General features: G+C 45.0%; 19 protein-coding genes. 7 read left to right on the top strand and 12 right to left on the bottom strand.

Going from position 1 to position 21,212, the window contains the following annotated elements:
* Positions 1–242: 242 nt before the first annotated feature.
* Positions 243–1,238 carry a YgcG family protein gene (locus JGK16_RS29460; protein ID WP_293178644.1) on the bottom strand — a complete coding sequence of 332 codons (996 nt, stop codon included), beginning with the start codon at positions 1,236–1,238 and terminating at the stop codon, positions 243–245.
* A 405-nt stretch (positions 1,239–1,643) separates the two neighbouring features.
* A complete protein-coding gene (locus tag JGK16_RS29455) occupies positions 1,644–2,174 on the bottom strand; it encodes a hypothetical protein (protein ID WP_293193497.1) in 531 nt (176 codons plus the stop codon).
* 121 nt (positions 2,175–2,295) lie between these two features.
* Between JGK16_RS29455 and JGK16_RS29450 the strand changes: the two genes are divergently transcribed.
* The 3 genes from JGK16_RS29450 to JGK16_RS32840 all read left to right on the top strand — a co-directional run bounded on the left by JGK16_RS29450 (position 2,296) and on the right by JGK16_RS32840 (position 3,166).
* Positions 2,296–2,577 (top strand): toxin-antitoxin system, antitoxin component, Xre family protein, encoded by a 282-nt coding sequence (locus JGK16_RS29450; RefSeq protein WP_293193498.1) that lies wholly within the window; start codon positions 2,296–2,298, stop codon positions 2,575–2,577.
* A 131-nt stretch (positions 2,578–2,708) separates the two neighbouring features.
* Entirely contained in the window at positions 2,709–2,972 is a 264-nt protein-coding gene (locus JGK16_RS29445) for a type II toxin-antitoxin system ParD family antitoxin (RefSeq protein WP_293178653.1), read from the top strand.
* Positions 2,969–3,166, top strand: a complete 198-nt coding sequence (locus JGK16_RS32840; protein WP_293313341.1) for a type II toxin-antitoxin system RelE/ParE family toxin — start codon at positions 2,969–2,971, stop codon at positions 3,164–3,166. Before JGK16_RS29445 ends, JGK16_RS32840 begins: the two co-directional genes overlap by 4 nt.
* 312 nt (positions 3,167–3,478) lie before the next feature.
* Here the strand turns inward: JGK16_RS32840 and JGK16_RS29435 are convergent, their stop codons facing one another.
* The 7 genes from JGK16_RS29435 to JGK16_RS29405 all read right to left on the bottom strand — a co-directional run bounded on the left by JGK16_RS29435 (position 3,479) and on the right by JGK16_RS29405 (position 10,246).
* The gene (locus tag JGK16_RS29435; RefSeq protein ID WP_293178655.1) at positions 3,479–3,724 is read right to left on the bottom strand and encodes a hypothetical protein; all 246 of its coding nucleotides are present in this window, start codon (positions 3,722–3,724) and stop codon (positions 3,479–3,481) included.
* Positions 3,721–4,089: a GIY-YIG nuclease family protein gene (locus JGK16_RS29430; protein ID WP_293178658.1), complete on the bottom strand. Its 369-nt coding sequence runs from the start codon at positions 4,087–4,089 to the stop codon at positions 3,721–3,723. The genes JGK16_RS29435 and JGK16_RS29430 overlap by 4 nt, the downstream gene beginning before the upstream one ends.
* 117 nt (positions 4,090–4,206) lie before the next feature.
* The gene (locus tag JGK16_RS29425) at positions 4,207–4,569 is read right to left on the bottom strand and encodes a type II toxin-antitoxin system PemK/MazF family toxin (RefSeq protein ID WP_293178661.1); all 363 of its coding nucleotides are present in this window, start codon (positions 4,567–4,569) and stop codon (positions 4,207–4,209) included.
* Positions 4,527–4,748: a hypothetical protein gene (locus JGK16_RS29420; protein ID WP_293193499.1), complete on the bottom strand. Its 222-nt coding sequence runs from the start codon at positions 4,746–4,748 to the stop codon at positions 4,527–4,529. Before JGK16_RS29420 ends, JGK16_RS29425 begins: the two co-directional genes overlap by 43 nt.
* A gap of 243 nt (positions 4,749–4,991) precedes the next feature.
* The gene (locus JGK16_RS29415; protein WP_293193500.1) at positions 4,992–5,945 is read right to left on the bottom strand and encodes a M23 family metallopeptidase; all 954 of its coding nucleotides are present in this window, start codon (positions 5,943–5,945) and stop codon (positions 4,992–4,994) included.
* On the bottom strand, positions 5,942–9,019 hold the full coding sequence (locus tag JGK16_RS29410; RefSeq protein WP_293203561.1) for a S8 family serine peptidase: 3,078 nt from the start codon (positions 9,017–9,019) through the stop codon (positions 5,942–5,944). Before JGK16_RS29410 ends, JGK16_RS29415 begins: the two co-directional genes overlap by 4 nt.
* A gap of 342 nt (positions 9,020–9,361) precedes the next feature.
* Positions 9,362–10,246 (bottom strand): 4-hydroxybenzoate solanesyltransferase, encoded by an 885-nt coding sequence (locus JGK16_RS29405; protein WP_293178676.1) that lies wholly within the window; start codon positions 10,244–10,246, stop codon positions 9,362–9,364.
* A 233-nt stretch (positions 10,247–10,479) separates the two neighbouring features.
* Here JGK16_RS29405 and JGK16_RS29400 point away from each other — a divergent pair, with 233 nt between their 5' ends.
* From JGK16_RS29400 to JGK16_RS29390, 3 genes are all read left to right on the top strand, one after another.
* On the top strand, positions 10,480–12,096 hold the full coding sequence (locus JGK16_RS29400) for a Ppx/GppA phosphatase family protein (RefSeq protein ID WP_293178679.1): 1,617 nt from the start codon (positions 10,480–10,482) through the stop codon (positions 12,094–12,096).
* Positions 12,097–12,408: 312 nt separating this feature from the next.
* Positions 12,409–12,960, top strand: coding sequence for a transposase (locus JGK16_RS29395; RefSeq protein WP_293178682.1), 552 nt, complete (start codon positions 12,409–12,411; stop codon positions 12,958–12,960).
* 274 nt (positions 12,961–13,234) lie between these two features.
* Positions 13,235–14,668: a YdiU family protein gene (locus JGK16_RS29390; protein WP_293193502.1), complete on the top strand. Its 1,434-nt coding sequence runs from the start codon at positions 13,235–13,237 to the stop codon at positions 14,666–14,668.
* Between the two features lie 79 nt (positions 14,669–14,747).
* On the opposite strand, the gene JGK16_RS29385 is transcribed toward JGK16_RS29390, so the two are convergent.
* The 3 genes from JGK16_RS29385 to JGK16_RS29375 all read right to left on the bottom strand — a co-directional run bounded on the left by JGK16_RS29385 (position 14,748) and on the right by JGK16_RS29375 (position 19,726).
* The gene (locus JGK16_RS29385; protein ID WP_293193503.1) at positions 14,748–17,078 is read right to left on the bottom strand and encodes a serine/threonine-protein kinase; all 2,331 of its coding nucleotides are present in this window, start codon (positions 17,076–17,078) and stop codon (positions 14,748–14,750) included.
* 5 nt (positions 17,079–17,083) lie between these two features.
* Positions 17,084–17,299 (bottom strand): hypothetical protein, encoded by a 216-nt coding sequence (locus JGK16_RS29380; RefSeq protein ID WP_293193504.1) that lies wholly within the window; start codon positions 17,297–17,299, stop codon positions 17,084–17,086.
* 228 nt (positions 17,300–17,527) lie between these two features.
* A complete protein-coding gene (locus JGK16_RS29375; RefSeq protein WP_293193505.1) occupies positions 17,528–19,726 on the bottom strand; it encodes a tetratricopeptide repeat protein in 2,199 nt (732 codons plus the stop codon).
* A 232-nt stretch (positions 19,727–19,958) separates the two neighbouring features.
* On the opposite strand from JGK16_RS29375, the gene JGK16_RS29370 reads away from it, so the two are divergent.
* The gene (locus JGK16_RS29370) at positions 19,959–21,185 is read left to right on the top strand and encodes a transposase (RefSeq protein ID WP_293193506.1); all 1,227 of its coding nucleotides are present in this window, start codon (positions 19,959–19,961) and stop codon (positions 21,183–21,185) included.
* The last annotated feature ends 27 nt before the right edge of the window (positions 21,186–21,212 follow it).

Raw genomic sequence — 21,212 nt, 5'->3', positions numbered from 1 at the left:
TGTAAGGCTAACACTGCATAATTTCAGCCCAAAAGCGTTTGGCTTCCAAGTTTTCACAACTGATAAAAAAATCCGACCCACATCTGCGGAATGTGGGCTAAAAAAGGTTTGTAGTGAGGACTTTAGTCCGCATCCATCCGAGGACTAAAGTCCTCACTACAAACCAATATGATTGTGGTCATTCTAGGGAAAATGTATAAATCAAGCTCAAATAGGGTGCGCCGAAGAGCACCTTACAACTATCAGTAATCCCCACCACCGCCACCACCCCCAGAGTCACCACCACCAAAGCTACCGCCCGAGTCGCTACTGCTGCTACTACTGTAATCGCTACTACTGCTACTGCTACTGCTACTGTAATCGTTACTACTGCTACCGTAACCGTTGGTGCTATTACCGCTGGTTCTATTACCGTAATGACGCCTGCGACTATTAGAAGAAGAGCGGGAACTGGACATAATAGACCGAATTATCCATCCTATCAATAACACAGGCAAGGCAAGGATTAAGAAAAATATGAACACGCCACCTGATGAGTTATCATCCGTAACAACTGGCGATTGAGCAGGTATTGGCGACGGTGTTACCCCTTGTCCTGGTACTATGGGAGCCAAAGGCAGCGTATTTTGAGATTGAGTATTTGCAGACGGTTGTACGCCTTGTCCTGGTACTATGGGAGCCAAAGGTAGCGCGTTTTGCGATCGCACATTTGCGATCGGAGTTTGCAAAACATTAACTAACGCCTTTGTCCCCGCCAATGTCCCCCCGTCAAAGTCTTGCTGTTTAAATTTGGGCGTAATTTCCGTTTGAATAATACTCACAGTTTTCGCATCCGGCAAAATGCCTTGAATCCCGGTACCAGTTTCAATCTGAACGCGGCGTTCCCCCGACGAAATCAACAATAAAACTCCGTTATTTTTACCTTTCTTGCCAATTCCCCAAGAGTTAAATAATTCTGTAGCAAATGCTTTGGGTGTCGCGGATGGCTTAGTATCAGGCACTGTCACCACTGCAATTTCTGAGCCATTTTTCGCCTCCAACTCCGCAATCACCTGATTTAGCTGAATTTCCGTGCTGTCGCTGAGAATATTTGCTTTATCTGTTACCCAAGTGTGATTTTGGCGTGGATTCGGTACTTCTTGTACAGTTATAGCTTGGCTGGCTACCGGAAATACAATTGCTGACAAGCACAGCAAACTGCTGAAAGTTATTAGTTTTTTCCTAGATTGTAAGTGCATCGTTTCAGTCTCGTGAATAAGTGCTAATTTGGAATTAAAATAGATATGTCCGCCTAAGTACCATTAAATAATTATCTCGCTTTTACGTCAATTCATATTATTCATAAGCTCGATTCATAAAAGTCATAAATTCAGGTGCTTGTGCGCCTTACATTTATACTGCTAGACGCGCAGGTGGCAAGAAACCGGGTTTTTAACCAAAATTTTTGCCTAAAACCGTCAATCTCGGTTCAAAAACCCGGTTTTTTAGTGGGCGAGTGTCGTCAACTAAGGAACGAAAATTTAATAACTTACACATATTTGTCGGATGGGCGTCCCGCCCGTCTTTTCTGGACCGGCGGGACGCCCATCCCAGAATAATTAAAATTGTAAGTTATTTAATTCTCATTCCTAATTTAGATATATTTAAGGAGAGGGAAGTTGTGGCTGAAAATTCCTGCTGCCTTTATAACCCGATAAGATAGCAATTTTTTCCAAAGATAGCCTACCAGTGTAATATTTACCGCGAATTTCCCAAGTGGGATAAGCTTTAATATTAGCTGCTTTGCACAAATCTGGTTGAGCATCTTTACCTCTGGGATCGCACTCAATGTAAGTAATCGCGGTAAATGCTGGTTGGCCGAAAAGTTCTTGTTGCGTGTGACAGTGAGGACACCAGTAAGCACCGAACATTCTAGCTTTGATAGTCTGCAAATGGGTTGCTAAAGCTATTTGATCTGGCACTGATTCGCTAGTAATCGGCGGGCCTTCTTGTTCGGTGACTGGCAATTTGGCAGGAGCTGGAGGGGGAGGAGGAGGGAGGGTTTGTGCTAAAGTTTGAGTGGATTTGTTGCTGAAACTGAACTGTGCAATTCCTCCGTCTGCTTTGGTACTGCCGAAAATGCCCAAAGTTAGGAAAATTGCGATCGCACAAAAGTTGAATTTGCTTAGTCTCATCTGGGATTTCATCTGGGATTTGCTAGGATTTTACCAGTTTGGGCGATCGTTTCTGCAACATCGCAATATTGACGGAATATCAAGTATATGCTATCTTATCAATAAATAAGTGGTAGCTCAAATGAGTATCACCCAAAACCCAGAAGCAGAGCTGATGAAAAAAATCCGTAGTTTACCGCCAGATAAAATTACGGTATTAAAAGATTTTATCGACTTCCTATTAACGCGAAGTGAAGCTGGTGTTCTAGTTGATACTGTGACCAAACTCTCAGAAGCAGCTTTTGCTAAAATTTGGGATAACCCAGAGGATGCGGAGTATGCGGAGCAATTGGAAGAATCTGCGGCTCTCTATGCAGAAATCTATAAGGAAGATACAGACTTGCAAGAATTGACGGAGTATTGATATTACGAAGCGATCGCCCTTTCCCATTTTATTATTAAAAAATTAGTGGTTATGAGACTTGACAAAAAATGGCAAAATCTGCCATATTAAAAATAACGAGTTAAATGAGGTAAGTAATACCCGTGACAAGCATGAATATTTCTCTACCTGACTCAATGCGAACTTATATAGAAGCACAGGTAGCCCAAGGTGGTTATAGTACAGCTAGCGAGTATTTCCGTGAGTTAATTCGCCAAGACCAAAAACGTAAAGCTTCAGAACGTTTGGAAGCGATGTTATTAGAGGGTTTGGAATCGGGAAATCCTACCGCTATGACGGAGGAAAATTGGATGGAGATTCGTCAAGCTGTGCGATCGCGTATTTCCCAGAATCAGGGGTTGCAGGGAGAAAAATGACCTCGATCCAAAAACGTCCGCAAGTTATCCGCGATTTAATTGAATTGGCAACTTACATTGCGGAAGATAATATGGATGCTTCCGATCGCTTTCTTGTCGCGGCGGGAGAAACCTTTAAACAATTGGCCCAAACGCCGAAAATGGGAAAACGCTGTCAATTTTCTCATCCGAATTTAATCGATGTGCGACAATAAGCTATTAAAGGTTTTAGGAGATATCTGATTTTCTACCGTCTCATAGACTCAGAGGTAGAAATTTTGCGCGTGATTCACGGAGCACGGGACATCGAAGATATTTTTGATAATGTTGATGAGAATGAATAAATCTTTAGTCTTGAGATGGGAAGTTGAAGAGCGATAGCCCTTCTGGATTGTTAGAAAGGGCGATCGCTCTTTTTTGACCACAGATGGACGCAGATTAACGCGGATGTCAGAAGGTCGATCGATCTTTTGATGAATTATGGTCGATCGCCTTTCTGAATTATCCTGAGAAATGGCGATCGTTCCCTATTTCCTTTGGGGAGATTCTACCAGTTCTGATTCCTGAAGACGTTGCGATAATAGGCAATCTTCAAAGCTGAAAGCTTCTGAGTCTAGAAAACTAGCGATCGCCATTTCGATCGCAGCTTCCAGAGAGCATTCTAGCTGCGTAGCTTTTTCCATCAGGGCGACTTTCACATAGTCCGGCAAATGGGTCATCAGCGAATGAATAGCGGATGGTGGCAAGTGTTGGATGTTGAGGGTATGATTCATTGTTCTCTGGGGATTTTAACGTTGTAGGGAGGATTTGTAGCTTGCAGGATGAGGGTTTCTAATTCATATAATAACCCTGGTTTTTGCCATTGGTTGAGGGTAACAAAGGCGATCCTTACATCATCTGGATCGTAGCGATCGAGCCAGCCCCAGAGAAAGGCTTTGTGACCGCCTCGGAGTCGATCGCGGAGGTTCTTGGCTTTGCCGATGTAGAGCAATCCTTCGGTGCGATGTCGAAAGGCGTACAAACCAACTTTAGCAGGAATGGTGTCGAAGTCGCGGCTGAGGGGATGGCATCGATCGAAGGGGGTAAAGGCGAGAGTGTCGAGAATTTGGCGGGCTTCTTGCTGGATGGGGGTGGTCATGGAAATTGGGAGATGGAAGCGGTTATTCCATCCTACAAGCAGAAGCGAGATCCATTTTGGATAGTTCCAAAATGGATCTCGCTTTTATTTTTGGTGAGAGTTAGCGTCGGGCGATCGCTATAATTCCAAATAGCGCTGCAAAATCTCTTGAGCTTGGGAAAATAGCTCGGATTCCAATTGGCCGACTTGCTGTACTAATCTCGTTTTGTCGAAAGTCATGAGATCGACACAGACTAGCAAACTGTCTGCATCTAAACCATTTTGTGGGGATGCGGGTACTAATATTACAGCAGCAGAAATCCGAGGATCGTGAGCACGAGCGGAGGTAAACGGCAAAACAGTCACTTTGCTGCGTCGCTCGTTAAACAACGTACCAGAAATCACTAATGCCGGTCGCGTTTTGCGTATTTCTGTTCCTACTGACGGATCGAATCTAGCTATCCAGATACTTCCCAGTCGGTAATCGCTTGAGCTTGCCATTCCTCATCCCATCCTAAATCTAATTCGTCAATTAGCTTACAAGCTTCTGCTAAAGCTTGGTTTTCTTGTTGTTTTCGCCATTGTTTTAAGAGAGATTCGATCAAAGCACTGGGGTTTGGCGCTTTTTGATTGACGTATGTGAGTAAGTCATCTGGCAAGCTGATAGAGATGTTGCTCATTGGCTAATCAGAATAGTATTTTGGGATCATTTTAGCAATAATTGGCTGAACTGACAATTATTTGTGAGTTGAATGCAAAATAAGGGCGATCGCCCTTCTGAATTGTTAGAAAGGGCGATCGATCTTTTTTGACCGCAGATGGACGCAGATTAACGCGGATGTAAGAAGGGCGATCGATCGTTTGGTGAGTTATGGGCGATCTGCCTTCAGAATATGGGAGAGAAAGGGCGAGGGATCATCCGACTATCTAAGAACTTTATTTTGTGCTTCCCAAAAAGCTTGTAAAGGACTCATTGTTCTTGCTGTTAGTTCATTAATTGCAGCTTTTGCTTGGGTTACACCAGGTGAGAGGACATTTAGAGCTGCATTTTTATCTGATGTCGTTGCAACAGTTAAATGAAGGTGAGGAGCCATCCCTCCTATAATCCCAGGACTACCAATAACTGTTTCCTTAGCAGTCACTGGTTGATCAATTTTACTTTTACCCGATGCTAGATGTAAGTACCACCAAAAACGATTGACACGTTTTCCGTCTACCTTTTCCTGAACACAAATAGCCCTTCCGCTACCAGGTCCATAGTCAGAGATGTCTTGAACAACTATGCCATCAACTGGCGAGTGAATCACATTTGTGGTCGAAGCTGACATATCAATCCCAGAGTGAATCCAACCAACTTTATTGCCTATTTTTGCTTTCTCGATGTAGCCTTTGTCATAAGCATAACCAGCGTCGGATTCGAGCAAGCTACCTTTGAAAATTGCCTTGGAAAGATCAACATACATTTGACGTACTTTTTGACTGCGTTCAATCGTCTGAAGTTCCGAGTATAACTTAGAGTTATTCTTCGGATCTTCTTGATTAGAATAGAGAAAAGAATCACCTGTCTGCAAATCCCACCAACGATCGTCACCTAAGATTGGCTGATTAGGAACAGATATAGATGGCACAGATACAGATGGCTTACCATCTCCTTCTCTGTATGCGATCGCCTTAACGCCATTCCAGGAAATGTAACCCTTCTCAAAGTATTGGATTAGCGTTCCATCCCCTTGGCCCTTTTCTGCACTCTTCGGAGCGCCCAACCAGCCATCCAATCCACCTGTTTTCAAGAATTCCTGACGTATGGCACCATAAAGCGGGAAAGTTCCATTTTTACTGCTAACAATTGACCCTTTGTCAAATGTCTGATAGCTCACGCCATTATAGTTGATGACATCAGAAGTCGGATTGCCCAGTGTTCCTTTAGAATTCTGGAAAACTGGATAAAAATTGCCACCAATCGTGTGCCCGTTGAGAAATTGATTGGGCTTGGATTGATTGGGCTTGGATTGATTGGGCTTGGATTGATTGGGCTTGGATTGATTGGGCTTGGATTGATTGGGCTTGGATTGATTGGATTGGAATTAGCTGGAGGCAGTAATGGGGGGTTTCCAGGCGGGTAGCCCTTCGTGTATGCACTCGGTACCCAGTAAGATTTGCCGTTTTGATTTATCCGAAACCACAAAGCATCTGGCTTTTGTGTGGTGAGATCCGGGACTATTTCCCCGTAAGTCCAAGCATCGAAAGTGAAAGTCTGACCTTTAGATCCAATACTCACATTGCTACGATCGTTAAAACTAGGGCTATTGCGTAGATTCACACCAGTAGTTGACCAAATAATCGATGTAAAACTTCCTGTTTTTATGTCATAAGTCGCCCTTTCCCAAGGGGTAACTTTTCCTTCTAAACCCCAAGTTGTCGGACTCAAGAAAGGACTAGGCGTGTAACTTTGCGGCTTTGTTTCCTTCGCCACTTGCACAGCCTTATTCAAATTCACCACCCCAAAACCCGTTTCCTCATCCCATCCGGGCTCCTTCAAATCGATCGCACTTCCAGTCAAAACATCGATAACCTGAGTCACACTCAAAGCAGGATTGCTATCCCAAACCTTAGACAACATTCCCGCCGCCTTAGCTGCGGATGCCGAAGTTCCCGACATTTGACCGACATCATCGCCAACAGTCGATAAAGTCGGATTTTCAATTGTTCCACCGGGCACTAAAATATCCAAACCGTAGCCGTAACTCGAATAATCCGATCGCCCAAAACCATCCGACGAACCAACCGTGATAATATTGTCAAACTCCTGAGAAGATTGACCCAAAACCGACATCACACCGCCGTCATTACCAGCCGCTACAACCAACAGCACCCCATTTTGACGCGCATTTTCCAAAGCCGCACGCTCCCGCGCTGTAAACTCGTAACGAGTAGTAATGCTACCGTCAGCATTCTTTTGAGTTAAATCCAGGGGAAGAAGTGCGATCGCATTCTTCTTCTTTTGTCCCTTCGCTTCACTTACAAAATCAGTTAAAGCTAAATCCCATTCCCCCGAACCAATTGCCCGACTTAGGTAAACATTCGCCCCATCGTTGTAGCCATCAATCCCGATATCATTCCCTTGAATTGCACTTACTAAACCCCAGCTAAACGTGCCGTGTTCGTTCCCTTCTCCAGCATTTAACAACGGGTTGCTGTCTTTGTCGATGCGATCGCGCCCCAAGGTCACTTTAGAATAATCCAAATCGGGATTCTTCGCAGCAAACCCAGTATCGATGATGCCTACAAAAGTGCGATCGACCGTTGGCGCCACACTGATAGGGATAGGCGCTTCAGTGTCGATCGGTTGTTCAATTACAGGCAGTTTTGGGTCGATCTTAGGTGGTTGTGAAGGAGTTGGGGGGGCGATCGGAGGTTTTACTCTTACAGGCGGTGCGATCGCAACTGGCGGTACAACAGCAGGCGGTGTTGTCGCAACTGGCGGTGTTGTCTCAACTGGCGGTACAACAGCAGGTGGCGTTGTCGCAACTGGCGGTACAACAGCAGGCGGTGTTGTCGCAACTGGCGGTGTTGTCGGCGGTACAACAGCAGGCGGTGTTGTCGCAACTGGTGGCGTTGTCACAACTGGTGGCGTTGTCGGCGGTACAACAGCAGGCGGTGTTGTCGCAACTGGCGGTGTTGTCGCAACTGGCGGTGTTGTCGGCGGTACAACAGCAGGCGGTGTTGTCTCAACTGGTGGCGTTGTCGGCGGTACAACAGCAGGCGGTGTTGTCGCAACTGGCGGTACAACAGCAGGCGGTGTTGTCGCAACTGGCGGCATTGTCGGCGGTACAACAACTGGAGGTGTTGTCGGCGGTACAACAACTGGTGGCGTTGTCGCTACAGGCGGAGTTGTCGGCGGTACAACAACTGGCGGAGTTGTCGGCGGTACAACAACTGGTGGCGTTGTCGCTACAGGCGGTGTTGGAGTGACATACTCGATCAATTTCTTGCCGCCATCGAGTTTAGTCCAATCTTTGCTCTTATCGATCACTTTGTCGATCGACACAGCCTTACCAGTCGCACCAGTCAACTTGAAAACTAAATCGTTGTAATCTTTATCAGAACCCCGATCGACTCGCTGATCTTCCATCGCAAATGCCTTGCCGGTGCCAGTCACATCTGCTATTTGACCAAACAAAAAAGCATCATCTGGATTCAGGCTAGATAAAGATAATAACGGACGTTTGTCACCGTCCGCACCCGGATTGTTAAAGATATCTCGCACAGTACCATTTGGTACTAACATCACCGCAAAAGCATCTCCCGGTTTCATCCCAAATTTTTTCGCGCCACTGTACTGTCCCTCGTTATAGTTTTCCTCTCCTAAACCGCCGTTAAATAGCGGATTTGCACCTTCTATGGAGTCAGAAATTACGACGTGACCAAAGGTAGAATTTGTCAGAGCTCGTCTTGCTGATTCTTTGATAAATTCCTCAGAATTAGGATCGAAGTTCTCCATACCTTGTACGCTAAAAATGGCAACTTCACCTTTATAATTGCCGCCGTCATGTAGCCAGTCAAAACCAACTTGACCAGTTGAATCGGGAGTGAAGAAACCGGAGGTAACGCCTAAGCCTGTCAGCGGATCGACTTTTCCGTCTGGGGTTAAAGTAACTTGATAATTTGTATCGCGCGAAGGTGCAGAGATTTTTAGTGCATAATTTGTTGCGCCCAAATTATCGATGCTAAAAGTGCCCGAATTTGTGCCGTTGGTTTCGATATCTTTGACGACTTTTCCCTGAGTGTCGAGAAGCTGCATCCCAACAATGGAACTAAATCCGACCGCCGTAACTCGAAAGCTACCCGGATTCAGCCGATTAAAACGATAGGTGTCTGTGGGGTCAGTTTTACCTGCGAAGTCGATCGAGATATAGTTGTCGCTTAAATTGCCGATCGATATATTAGACATGGTGCACCTTGATTAATCCAATAATTTGGGCTGACATTTATCTATCAGAGGTGCGTCGGAGTTTTTATGCGAAGTTTCTGTTTTTGTAATATAACTTTACACAGAGGGTGGGTCAAACTCGCTGAACTTCCGCCGCTACTTATCTATCTGGAGTGCGTCGGAGTTTTTATGCGAAGTTTCTGTTTTTGTAATATAACTTTACATAGAAGGTACGATCGTCAGAAAAGCCAGTCTTGAACAGGCAAGATGCCTGTTCCACAATCATTATTGGAGAGGCTTAGTGGACTTATTTAACCCACGTAGGTGGGTTTTGTTTGTGTAGGCGCGGTTTCCAACCGCAGGCTAAAAAATCTCCCCAACAATCATTCCCGCCAATATGACAAACCCAACCCAAACATTTTGGCGAAAGATTTCACCGTAAACAGGCTTGGGAATATCCGCCTTCCGCAGTTGACTGTACTGCAAAAACCACAAAATTGCCGCCGCACAAATTGCTATCCAAAAACCGACGTGCAAGTGCAGATTAATTCCCGTTGCTGCTAACAAACCGACAGTACCAACAAAGAAAAAACCCACAGCATTAGTTACGTTATCCCCGAAAAAGATAGCGCTGGAATTGACACCCACACGCAAGTCATCTTCTTTGTCGCTCATTGCGTAAACTGTATCAAATCCCATCGTCCACAAGACTACTGCGCCCCACAGCAACCAAGTTGCTAATTCTAATTTATTGACGGCGGCACTCCAACTAATTAAAACTGCAAATCCCCAGGCAATTGATAACACTAATTGTGGGACTGGAAAGAATCTTTTTGCTAACGGATAGCAGATAATTACTGGTACGGCGGCGACACACAGCCAGAAACTTAACGGATTGAGATAAAATGCGAGAATGGCGGCGCAAGCAAAGGAAATTAAAGCAACTCCGATCGCAGTTTGCACTTTTAGGGCGCGGGATGCAAGGGGGCGCGATCGCGTTCTTTCTACTTCCGGGTCAATATCGCGATCCCACAAGTCGTTGATGACGCATCCCGCCGCACTCGTGGCTAAGGTACCCAACACTATCACCCCTACCAATGCGGAGGGCGGCTTTCCGTCTGCTGCTAAAAAGACGGCCCACAGGGCTGGAATCATTAAAATTAGCCTTCCTGCTGGCTTGTCCCATCTCAACAGCCGGATGATAGTAAGTAGTGTAGATTCAGATTGGCGATCGGGCTCTATAAGCATTTCAATTCTAGATTTTAGATTTTTAGCTTTAAATTCTATCAAATTTTAGGCAAAATCACCTACTATAGCGGTTCTCAAAAAAGTGATGTATGTCCCGATGCCCTCTTTGCCCCATGCCCGATGCCCCATGCCCGATGCCCTATGCCCTAATTCCCGATTTTTGCTGATTTAAGATCGCGCCTCACTGGATTCGTGAAATAATTATAAATATCTGTCAACCCCGATACACTCCAATGGTTAATTCACTTGCTGCTGCGGAGTCAAATCGCATTATTGCCGCTATTGATATGGGTACTAACTCGTTTCATATGGTGGTGGCGCGGATCGATCCGAAATTGCCTGCGTTTGCGATTATTGCTAGAGAAAAAGATACGGTTCGGTTGGGTGATTGTGAGGCTAAAACAGGGTGTTTGAAGTCTGAAGTGATGGAAAGGGCGATCGCAACTTTGCGCCGTTTTCAAGATATTGCTAAAACTTTTAATGCTGAACAAGTCATCGCTGTGGCTACCAGTGCAGTTCGAGAAGCGCCTAACGGGCGGGATTTTCTCAAACAAGTTGCTGACGAATTAGACTTGAATGTGAGCTTAATTTCCGGACAAGAAGAAGCGCGGAGAATTTATCTCGGTGTTCTTTCGGGTATGGAATTCAACAATCAATCGCAGGTGATTATTGATATTGGTGGCGGTTCTACTGAGTTAATTTTAGGAGATAGTTCTGAACCGCGCTGTCTCACCAGCACCAAAATTGGTGCTGTGCGCTTAACAGGAGAATTTGTCAAAACTGACCCGATTAGCCGGGAGGAGTTTGCCTATTTGCAAGCTTATATTCGGATTTCGCTGGAAAGACCGATCGACGAATTGCGATCGCAATTCAAGATAGGCGAACATCTGCGCTTGATCGGAACTGCGGGAACCATCGAAACTCTGGCTGCAATTAACGCTCGCGAAAAGTTGGGAACAGTTCCGAGTCCGCTGGCTGGATATCAGTTAAGTTTAAAAGATTTGCGCGAGCTAGTCAATCGTTTCCGCAAACTTTCCTACTCCGAAAGGCTAGCAATTCCCGGAATGTCGGACAAGCGGGCGGAAATTATTCTCGCCGGGGCGTTGATTTTGCAGGAAGCGATGGCATTATTAGGTATGGAATCCCTCACGGTGTGCGATCGATCTTTAAGAGAAGGCGTCATTGTTGACTGGATGCTAAGTCGGGGTTTGATTGAAAACCGATTGCGCTATCAAGGTTCAATCCGCCAGCGCAGTGTTCTGCACATGGCCCAAAAATATCAAGTTAACTTACAACAAAGCGAAAGAACCGCCGAATTTGCACTCAATTTATTCGACCAAACCCAAGGAATTCTGCACAATTGGGGAAGCGAAGAACGCGAGTTGCTGTGGGCGGCATCGATTCTGCATAACAGCGGTTTGTACGTCAGCCATTCGGCGCACCACAAGCATTCTTACTATTTAATTCGCAATGGTGAATTATTGGGATACACTGAAACTGAGATTGAAGTAATTGCCAATATAGCTCGTTACCACCGGAAAAATCCTCCAAAAAAGAAACACGAAAATTTTGTCATTCTCCCGAAAAAATACCGAGAAGTCGTTAGTAAATTGCATCCATTTCTGCGGTTGGCTGTGGCTTTGGATAGGCGGCAGATTGGGGCAATTACTGATTTCAAATGCGAACACCGCCCGGAAGTTCGAGAGTTTCACTTGCGGCTGCAACCGCTCAATCCCGGTGACGATTGTGCTTTGGAACTGTGGAGTTTAGATTATAAAAAGCCGTGTTTTGAGGATGAGTACAATCTGAAATTAGTGGCAACTTTAGAGCCTACTTTGGTGGCAGTTTAAATAGGAGGTAGAGCAACTGTAGGGTGCGTCAGGCAAAAATTATCTGTATGTCGTCAAAACATTTAGTCCTGACGCACCCTACAATAACTAACCGTAGGGTGCGTCAGGCGAAAAAATTAGCAATGTCAGAAAAGATTCAGTCCTGACGCACCCGACAATAACGATAATAACCAACCATAGAGTGCGTCAGCCGAAGATTATCTGTCTGTCCATAACTAACCGTAGGGTGCGTCAGGCGAAAAAATCAGCAATGTCAGAAAACATTCAGTCCTGACGCACCCGACAATAACTAACGACTACTAACTCAATATTATGTCGAACTACCGGAGAGCCACGATACCCGGAGCAACCTACTTTTTCACCCAAGTCACTTATCAAAGAATTCCTTGGCTGTGCAGCGATATTGCTCGGGAATCTTTACGAAAATCCCTGCTCCGAGTCCAGCAACTTTACCCTTTTTCAATTGAGGCAATTGTTTTATTGCCAAATCACATACATTGTATTTGGACACTACCAGAGGGTGATAACAATTATGCAACTCGTTGGCGATTCATTAAAACTTTTGTCACACATGAATGCGCTGATAAATTAGGAATACAAGCCGAAATTAGCCCATCTCGAAAAAAACGGAAAGAAAGAAATCTTTGGCAGCGAAGATTTTGGGAACATTTAATTAGAGATGAAACAGACTATGCTAATCATTGCAATTATATTCATTACAATCCAGTCAAACATGGTTTATGCCAGTCCCCCAAAGATTGGCAATATTCTAGCTTCCATCGATTTGTTGCCCAAAGCATTTATCCTGAAGATTGGGGAGCAAATGACATCCCAGATATTCCGGCACATATTGGTCACGAGTAGTGAGTCCGTAGGGTGCGTCAGGCGAAGATTCTCTGTCTATCGTTCAAAATTTTACAACTGACGCACCCTACAATAACTACAATAACTAACCGTAGGGTGCGTCAGGCGAAGATTCTCTGTCTATCGTTTAAAATTTTTACAACAGACGCACCCTACAATAACTAACCGTAGGGTGCGTCAGCCGAAGATTCTCTGTCTATCGTTTAAAATTTTTACAACAGACGCACCCTACAATGAGTTGCCAATTTCAACATTTTCAACATAAAATAGACAAATGTCAAATCCCTTGCTTTCCCTCAACTACGAACCCGCCCTCGAATCCCTCGGTGGCGACTACTTTGATGAAGTCCCGGCGGCAGATTTTCCGCAGCACATCCTCCGCTTCCGCAACGACCAATTATTGCCGACATTGGGCTTAGATCCGGCACAAGTAACCGACGAAGATTTCATTCAAGCATTCGGCAAATTTCACTGCGTGCGTCCCTTTCTCGCACTCCGCTACCACGGCTATCAATTCAACGAATACAACCCGAATTTAGGCGACGGTAGAGGCTTTTTGTACGGCCAAGTTCGCGGTACTGATGGCAGACTTTACGACTTCGGCACTAAAGGTTCCGGCCGCACTCCCTACTCGCGCAGTGCTGATGGTAGACTCACTCTCAAGGGGGGAGTTCGCGAAGTTTTGGCGGCTGAAGCTTTGCACCGATTGGGAGTTCGCACGTCTCGCTGTTTTAGTTTAGTTGAAACGGGTGATGCTTTGTGGCGGGGCGATGAACCTTCTCCGACGCGATCGTCCGTGATGGTGCGTTTTAGCCACTCTCACATCCGCTTTGGCACTTTTGAAAGGCTAAATTATATCCGTCGCCCGGACTTAATTAAAAAACTTTTAGATTTTGTCATTGAATATTACTATCCTAAACTGCATCTAGAAGCTAGCACTTCTGGTGTTTCATCGGAAGAAAAGTATGCGCTATTTTATGCGGATTTAGTCAAGCGTGTAGCCGAATTGGTCGCTCAGTGGATGGCGGCAGGTTTTTGTCATGCGGTGCTGAATACTGATAATATGTCGATTACTGGTGAAAGTTTTGATTACGGGCCTTTTGCGTTTATTCCGACTTATAATCCGAAGTTTACAGCAGCTTATTTTGACTATTATGGTCTTTATGCTTACGGCAATCAACCGTTTATTTGTCACGGGAATTTGGAGAAGCTTCAGCAACCGCTAGCAGCGGCGATTCCTCAAGCTGATATGGATGCTGCTTTGGCTAAGTTTGGTGGGTATTATAATACTACTTACCGACAGTTGATGCTCAATAGGTTGGGATTTGAGGATTTGTCTGAGGCTGATGGTGATGAGCTTTTGAAGCTGACAATTAAGATGCTGGCGGAGTCTCAAGTTGATTATCATGATTTCTTTTTTCAATTGCGAAGACAGTTTAATCGCACTTGGCGAGATGATGTCAATCAAATTTTTAGCGAGGCCGAAGCGACGGAGTTGTTAGCACCTTGGCGGGAGTTTTATTGTCACGTTTTGCAAAGTTTATCGGCGGATGATATGGATAAGATGGCGGACAGGTTGCGCCAGCACAATCCGGAACAATCGCTGTTGAGGCCGACGATTGAGGCTGTTTGGGAACCGATCGCTCTTGAGGATAATTGGCAACCTTTTTATGATTTGGTTGAGCGAATTCAAAATCCAGAGGGTTAGTAAGGTACGTTGTTGCGCTTTAGCGCTCTTTCTTATATATATGCAAAAGAGCGCTGAAGCGCAACTACGTACCTAAGAATTATTTGAGTTTGTCAATCTCAAATTGTGCGTCTTTGTAACCGCCGGTAAGTCCTTGATCGAGAAAGATTTTGCCTGCTTTCTCGAAATCGCTAATTGCTCCTGCTTTGTCTCCTAACGATCGCCTAACCATGCCTCTACCGTAGTAAGCACCAGCATAATTCGGATTGATCCGAATGGCTTGCACGTAATCGGCGATCGCACTATTGGAATTATTTAACTGCTGGTAAACCTTGGCCCGATTGGCGTAAGCTTCAGCATCGTTGGGATTGAGCCCGATTGCTGCGGTAAAATCTGCGATCGCCCCCTGTGTATCTCCCCCGGCACTGCGAGCTAAACCGCGATTGCTGAAAGCATTATAATCCTTGGGATTTAGTGTTGTCGCTTGAGTGCAATCGGCAATTGCTTTCGGGTAATCCTTCAAATTTAAATAAGCAATACAGCGATTGTTATAGGGAACCCCATCTTCCTCGCTTAGCGAAATTGCCTGAGTGCAATCGTCAATTGCGGCTTGATGCGCTCCTAAATTCAACTGCGTGCTGCAACGATTCGCGTAAGCATCTCCACTCTTGGGATCGATCGCAATTACCTGACTATAATCCGCCAATGCTCCCTGATAATCTCCTAGGTGAAAGCGCGCTCTCCCCCGACTGTACAAAGCATCCACATTCTGAGCATCGAGCTTAATTGCCTCAGTATAATCTCCAATCGCCCCCTGCAAATCGCTGCTCCCAGCCCGAGCCAACCCCCGCGAATGATAAGCTTTAACCAAGTTCGGCTGCAACCGAATTACTTCAGTCAAATCCCCAATAGCCGTCTTGTAATCTTGCATTTCTAAATAAGTCACTCCTCTTTCATAGTAGGCATCAACATCGTTGGGCTGGAGCTTCAAAACCTGAGTGTAATCCTCAATCGCTCCGCGCTTATCGTTGAAATCGCGACGGGCCAGCCCTCGGTTAAAATAAGCCTTAAAATATTGAGGATTGAGAGCGATCGTCTGAGAATAATCGGCAATTGCTTCTTGATATTTTTTTAAATCATAATTAGCATTACCCCGCTGATAAAAACTCTCACCATTGTTAGGATTTAATTGAATTGATTTGTCAAAAGCCTGCAAAGCTGCTGCCGCATCTTGATTGCGAGACTTTGCTACTCCCTTTTCGTAATATTCCTTGGCTTTGATCGGATTCGGGCGGCTGCAATAATTAAACAGAAATACCATAGCAATCGCCCCGCAGCCAGCGAATATCAGCCACCAAAACCGACTTCCCAAACCTGAAGAAAAAGTATTGGAAGACAGTAAGCTCGACGGAGAAATATTTTTATTTTGAGCCGTATTTCCAGGCTCTTGGCGGTGTTTCAGCTTGCTGAGAGCGGCCAAAACTTCCTCAGCCGATGGATAGCGTTTGCTAAATTGGTGGCAGACCATTTTGTCAATTATATTTGCCAGTGCCTGAGAACATTGAGCTCGGTTTCGCCAAACAATTTCCCCAGTGTGAGAAGGACTCGGATCTTGCAATTTTGGCAAATCCGTACCGGGCAAACCAGTGATAGCTTGGATCGCCATCATCCCGACGGCATAGAGGTCGCTGCTAAATTGCGGGTTGCCTTGAAATTGTTCGATCGGCATATAAGCCGGAGTTCCCGTCGCAATGGTGCGCGGAAATTCTGTATCGTACTCGCTGGCGTGATTGGCAACTTCTTTAACCGAGCCGAAGTCAATTAAAACTAATTTGCCGTCTGGTTTGCGGCGGATTAAGTTGGAGGGATTAACATCGCGGTGAATCACTCCCTGAGAGTGTACGAAGGCAAGAACTTTTAACACTTCTTCCAACAGATCCAGCACTCTTTCTTCGCGCCAAGGTTGACCGGCCACAATTTCCCGATTGAGGGCGTGGCCGGGTACAAATTCTTCTACGAGGTAGAATTGATTGCTTTCTTCAAAATAAGCTAGTAAAAAAGGAATTTGATCGTGTTTTCCCAGTTTTTCTAATATTTCTGCTTCTTGTTTAAATAATCGGTAAGCTGTTTTGAGAACTGTGGAAGTGTTGCTGGGAGGGCGCAGTTGTTTGACTACACATTGAGGGTGACCTGGGCGGCGAGTATCGACTGCTAAATAAGTTTGTCCGAAGGCTCCCGAGCTGAGGATTTGGACTACGCGATAACGCCTGTCTAAAAGTTGACCAACCATGTTCATATCGGAATTTGAGAAGTGGTAATTGGTAATTGGTAATTGATAATTGCGAATTGGTAACTGGGAAGGGGGAGTTGGTAATGGGTAATTCGTAATTGGTGATTTTTGCTGTTTCCTTTTTTGTTCTTGATTTTTCATTTTTGCTAATGACATTTGACAGTTGACAGTTGACAGTTGGCAGTTGGCAGTTGACGGTTGACGGTTGACGGTTGACGGTTGACGGTTGATAGTTGGCAGTTGGCAGTTGGCAGTTGGCAGTTGGCAGTTGATAGTTGGCAGTTGATAGTTGATAGTTGGCAGTTAACAGCTTGCCCGAAGAGCGCAAAAGAAGGGTTGACAGTTGAGTGTTTAGGGAGCATCTCTGTTTTGCATTTAATAGTGCGAGCGTCCCCGCTCGCGAGTCCTGGAATAGTCGCGAGCGGGGACGCTCGCACTATAATAAAAAATGCTTTTTTCAAAAATGAGATGCTCCCAGTGTTTACCGACTACTGACTACTGACTAATAACGTTCGCGAGCGGGGACGCTCGCGCTAATAACCAATAACCAATAACCAATAACCAATGACTAATGACTAATGACTAATAGTTTATTTAGAATCTTTGATCTGTGCTTGTGCATTTTGAAAACCATCGGCTCTTCCTTGTTCTAGAAACAGTGTTGCAGCTTTCTGAAAATCCTCGATCGCCCCAGCCCGATCTTTGAGTTGGCGACGGACGAGACCTCGGCTGTAAAAAGCGCTAGCATTGTTGGGGTTGAGTCGTAGCGACTGAGCGAAATCCTCAACCGCTAAAGGGTAATTTTTTAGTTCTGAGTAAATAGTACCGCGATTGCTGTAAGCTACTGCATCGCTGGGATTGAGCTTAATTGCTTGAGTGAAATCTTCGACGGCCCCCTGCTTGTCTCCCGAAGCCGATCGAGCTAATCCTCGATTGCTGTATGCTTTGGGATTGTTGCTGTTGAGTCCGATCGTCAAACTGCAATCTTCGCTGGCCTTTTGAAATTGCTTTAAATTCAGATGAGCAATGCAGCGGTTGTTGTAAGCTGCCTCATCTTTGGGATCGAGGCGAATTGCTCGGCTGCAATCTTCAATCGCTTTGTCGTAGGTTGCTAAATTTAAGTAAGCGCTGCACCGATTGGTATAAGCATCAGCTTGGTTCGGTTCCAATTCGATCGCCCTACTGTAATCTTCCATCGCTCCTTGATAATCTGCTAGATTAAAGCGCGATCGACCGCGACTGTAGTAAACCCCAGCTTCCTTGGGGCTAATTTGAATCGCTTGGGTAAAATCCGCCATTGCTCCGGTTTTGTCGCCGTTGGCCGATCGAGCTAAACCCCGATTGCTGTATGCTGTAGCATCGTTGGGATTGAGCCGAATTGCTTGAGTGTAGTCTTCAATTGCCGCGCGGTAGTCTGCCAAATCGTAATAGGCTAAACCCCGCTGATAATATATGTCACCGTTGTTAGGATTGAGCCGCAATACTTGGGTAAAATCTTCCACAGCCCCCCGCTTGTCGCCGGTGTCGCGGCGGGCGAGAGCTCGATTGTAGATGGCTTTGGTGTGGCTGGGATTGACTTTAAGTGCTTGGGTGTAATCGGCAATTGCTTGCTCGGTGGCGCCCATGTCGTAGCGAGCGTTAGCCCGCTTGTAGAAAGTTTCGGCATCGCTGGAATTGAGGGCGATCGCTTGGGTATAATCGGCGATCGCGCCTGTTTTGTCACCTTGCTGCGCCTTCGCAACACCGCGGGCGAACAATTCTTTGGCCCTCGCCGGACTTTGACTGTGCCAAAAGTAAATTATCAGTGCTGTCAATATCGAAGCTGCGGCTATGGCTGCAAACAGCAACAGTTTGGTTGGGCGCTGTCTCGGCTGAAATTGATTTATCGTGTCGGTGATGATGGTGGCTGGCGATCGCCCAGCCTCCCATTTTACCGTGATTTGTTCGAGGTCTGCCAAAACTTCGGTGGCTTCCTGATATCGTTCCTCGTAGTTTGAGAGTGCCATTCGATCGATAATATCTGCTAGAGCCGCCGAACAAGTCGCCCGATCGCGCCAGGAAATTTCGCCTTGGTTTTTTAAGGCACTCAGTTTCTCGGGCGATAGTCCCGTTACCGCAAGCTGGGCGATCGTACCTAGAGCGTAAATGTCGCTATTGTAGCGGGGGTTGCCTTGCGATTGCTCGATCGGCACATATAATGTTTCAGCAGCTAACTCCGGTTTTTTTCCCAAAGGCTTTTTAACAGAATTTGGGGATGTTGGCGCCAACAAATGAGAATTAACGAGCTCCGGGTTAATTTCTTTGTCTAAGCTAAAGTCAATCAACACAAATTTGCCGTCTGACTCGCGTCGAATTGTTCTGTCTGGTTGAATTCGGCGGTGAATGAAACCGTTGGAGTGTATAAACACCAAAACTTCTAATATGGATGATAGCAAAGCAATTACTTCGTCTTCAGCCCAAGGTTCACCAGGTATAAATTCTTGGCTTAAAGGTTGACCGGCAATAAATTCTTCTATTAAGTATAAACTTTGGTTTTCCTCAAAATACGCCAACAATTCGGGGATTTTGTCGTGTTTGCCCAATTTTTCTATTATTTCTGCATTTCTTTGAAATATAATTTTGACTAATTCTGGAGTTTGCGAACTGGTGCCGAGGAGCCGCATTTCTCTAACCGTGCATTGCGGATACCCGGGACGGTGAGTATCTGCTGCTATATAAGTTTTTCCCACTTCACTTGAGTCTGTGACTTTAATGATGCGGTAACGTCTGTCGAGAAGTTGACCAATCATGCTCTGCCCTCTACCCTGTTAATGTTCGATTATCGCATACAATCATAAAAACAATACGGGATGCGGGAAACTCAGAGACTTCAGTCCTGAGAGGGAAGCGGCACGAGGGAATGAGAGTCCCCGTCTTCTTTCTTTCTTTCTTTCTTTCTTTCTAAATTTTGTTGATGAACCTTGAGATATCTAGTATAATAGCTGAAAGCAGACAAGTCAACCAATATTCAGGAAAACAGAGGTGAATAAAACCAAAAAAACAATGGGAGTTCAGCAAATATTACTGTCTCCAACCAAAGAAGTTCAAGCCTTGTTAGAGTATCTCTGTCAACAATCAGGTAAACTGTATAACAGTGGTGTTTATTTAGCTCGTCAGATTTTTTTCAAAACAGGAAAATTGTTGACTGGAAAATTTGACTTATCTTTTGAACCATCAGTTACAAAATCAATGGTTGCTAAATCATTGCCATCAACACCAATGCAGCAAACATTGATGTCAGTAACAGAAGCCTTCAAATCTTTTAAAGAATTAAGAGATTTATATATCAAAGGTCAATTACATTTTAACCCCAAGCCACCGGGATACCTGAAAAACTCTAAGTTGTTTAAAGTAGCTTATCCCAATTCTGGAGGTTTAAGACCAAAACTTGTTGGCAATCAGTTAAGGTTTTCCTTGGGTTTAACAGTAAGGCGATGGTTTGGAGTTTCTGAATTCTTTTTGCCTATGCCATCGAATCTTGATTTTTCTCAAGTGAAAGAGTTTACAATTCTCCCGAAAAATGGTTATTTTTACCTGGAAATGTCCTACGAGGTTGAAAAACAACAACATAATTTAGACATTGGTCAAGCATTGTCAATTGACTTAGGAACTTCTGACAATTTAGCAGCTTGTGTCGATACGCTGGGAAACTCTTTATTGATTGATTCTCGTGCAATGAAAGCGATGAATCAATTGTGGAACAAGAAAGTAGCAACTAGAAAAGAAGGAAAACCAGAAGGTTACTGGGATAATTGGCTAGACCGTGTAACTCGCAAACGCAATCACCAAATGCGTGATGGCATCAATAAATCTGCAAAGTTAATTGTCAACCATTGTCTGAAATACGGAATTGGCACACTGATAGTTGGGTGGAATGAAGGCTTTAAGTCTAACAGTAATCTCGGTAAACTGAACAATCAAAAATTTGTTCAAATGCCTTTAGGTAAGCTAAAAAATAGGTTGAAAGAACTGTGCGATTTGCACGGAATCAGATTTCTTAAAACCGAAGAAGCATATACTTCAAAAGCTAGTTTTCTTGATGGTGACTCCCTACCCAAATATGGTCAAAAACCAACTGGGTGGAAAGCATCTGGAAAGCGGATTAAACGTGGCTTATATCAGTCAGATAATGGCATAATTGTGAATGCAGACTTAAATGGTGCTGCCAAGTGCGATTCGTTCAGTCGAAACCGAGAAATCGGGGGATGACTGGCTTCTACAGGGTAATCCATCAGG

The sequence above is a fragment of the Microcoleus sp. PH2017_09_SFU_O_A genome (genome assembly GCF_020738625.1).
In the GTDB taxonomy this organism is placed as follows: domain Bacteria; phylum Cyanobacteriota; class Cyanobacteriia; order Cyanobacteriales; family Microcoleaceae; genus Microcoleus.
This window is presented reverse-complemented; position numbering and strand designations above follow the sequence as displayed.

Coding starts and splice junctions, on each gene's coding strand:
- JGK16_RS29400 (WP_293178679.1), top strand. CDS start 10,480: ATGGTTAATTCACTTGCTGCTGCGGAGTCAAATCGCATTATTGCCGCT.
- JGK16_RS32840 (WP_293313341.1), top strand. CDS start 2,969: ATGACCTCGATCCAAAAACGTCCGCAAGTTATCCGCGATTTAATTGAA.
- JGK16_RS29445 (WP_293178653.1), top strand. CDS start 2,709: ATGAATATTTCTCTACCTGACTCAATGCGAACTTATATAGAAGCACAG.
- JGK16_RS29430 (WP_293178658.1), bottom strand. CDS start 4,089: ATGACCACCCCCATCCAGCAAGAAGCCCGCCAAATTCTCGACACTCTC.
- JGK16_RS29455 (WP_293193497.1), bottom strand. CDS start 2,174: ATGAGACTAAGCAAATTCAACTTTTGTGCGATCGCAATTTTCCTAACT.
- JGK16_RS29375 (WP_293193505.1), bottom strand. CDS start 19,726: ATGATTGGTCAACTTCTCGACAGACGTTACCGCATCATTAAAGTCACA.
- JGK16_RS29460 (WP_293178644.1), bottom strand. CDS start 1,238: ATGCACTTACAATCTAGGAAAAAACTAATAACTTTCAGCAGTTTGCTG.
- JGK16_RS29390 (WP_293193502.1), top strand. CDS start 13,235: ATGTCAAATCCCTTGCTTTCCCTCAACTACGAACCCGCCCTCGAATCC.
- JGK16_RS29435 (WP_293178655.1), bottom strand. CDS start 3,724: ATGAATCATACCCTCAACATCCAACACTTGCCACCATCCGCTATTCAT.
- JGK16_RS29405 (WP_293178676.1), bottom strand. CDS start 10,246: ATGCTTATAGAGCCCGATCGCCAATCTGAATCTACACTACTTACTATC.
- JGK16_RS29410 (WP_293203561.1), bottom strand. CDS start 9,019: ATGTCTAATATATCGATCGGCAATTTAAGCGACAACTATATCTCGATC.
- JGK16_RS29425 (WP_293178661.1), bottom strand. CDS start 4,569: ATGGCAAGCTCAAGCGATTACCGACTGGGAAGTATCTGGATAGCTAGA.
- JGK16_RS29385 (WP_293193503.1), bottom strand. CDS start 17,078: ATGAAAAATCAAGAACAAAAAAGGAAACAGCAAAAATCACCAATTACG.
- JGK16_RS29450 (WP_293193498.1), top strand. CDS start 2,296: ATGAGTATCACCCAAAACCCAGAAGCAGAGCTGATGAAAAAAATCCGT.
- JGK16_RS29420 (WP_293193499.1), bottom strand. CDS start 4,748: ATGAGCAACATCTCTATCAGCTTGCCAGATGACTTACTCACATACGTC.
- JGK16_RS29395 (WP_293178682.1), top strand. CDS start 12,409: ATGTCGAACTACCGGAGAGCCACGATACCCGGAGCAACCTACTTTTTC.
- JGK16_RS29380 (WP_293193504.1), bottom strand. CDS start 17,299: ATGCTCCCTAAACACTCAACTGTCAACCCTTCTTTTGCGCTCTTCGGG.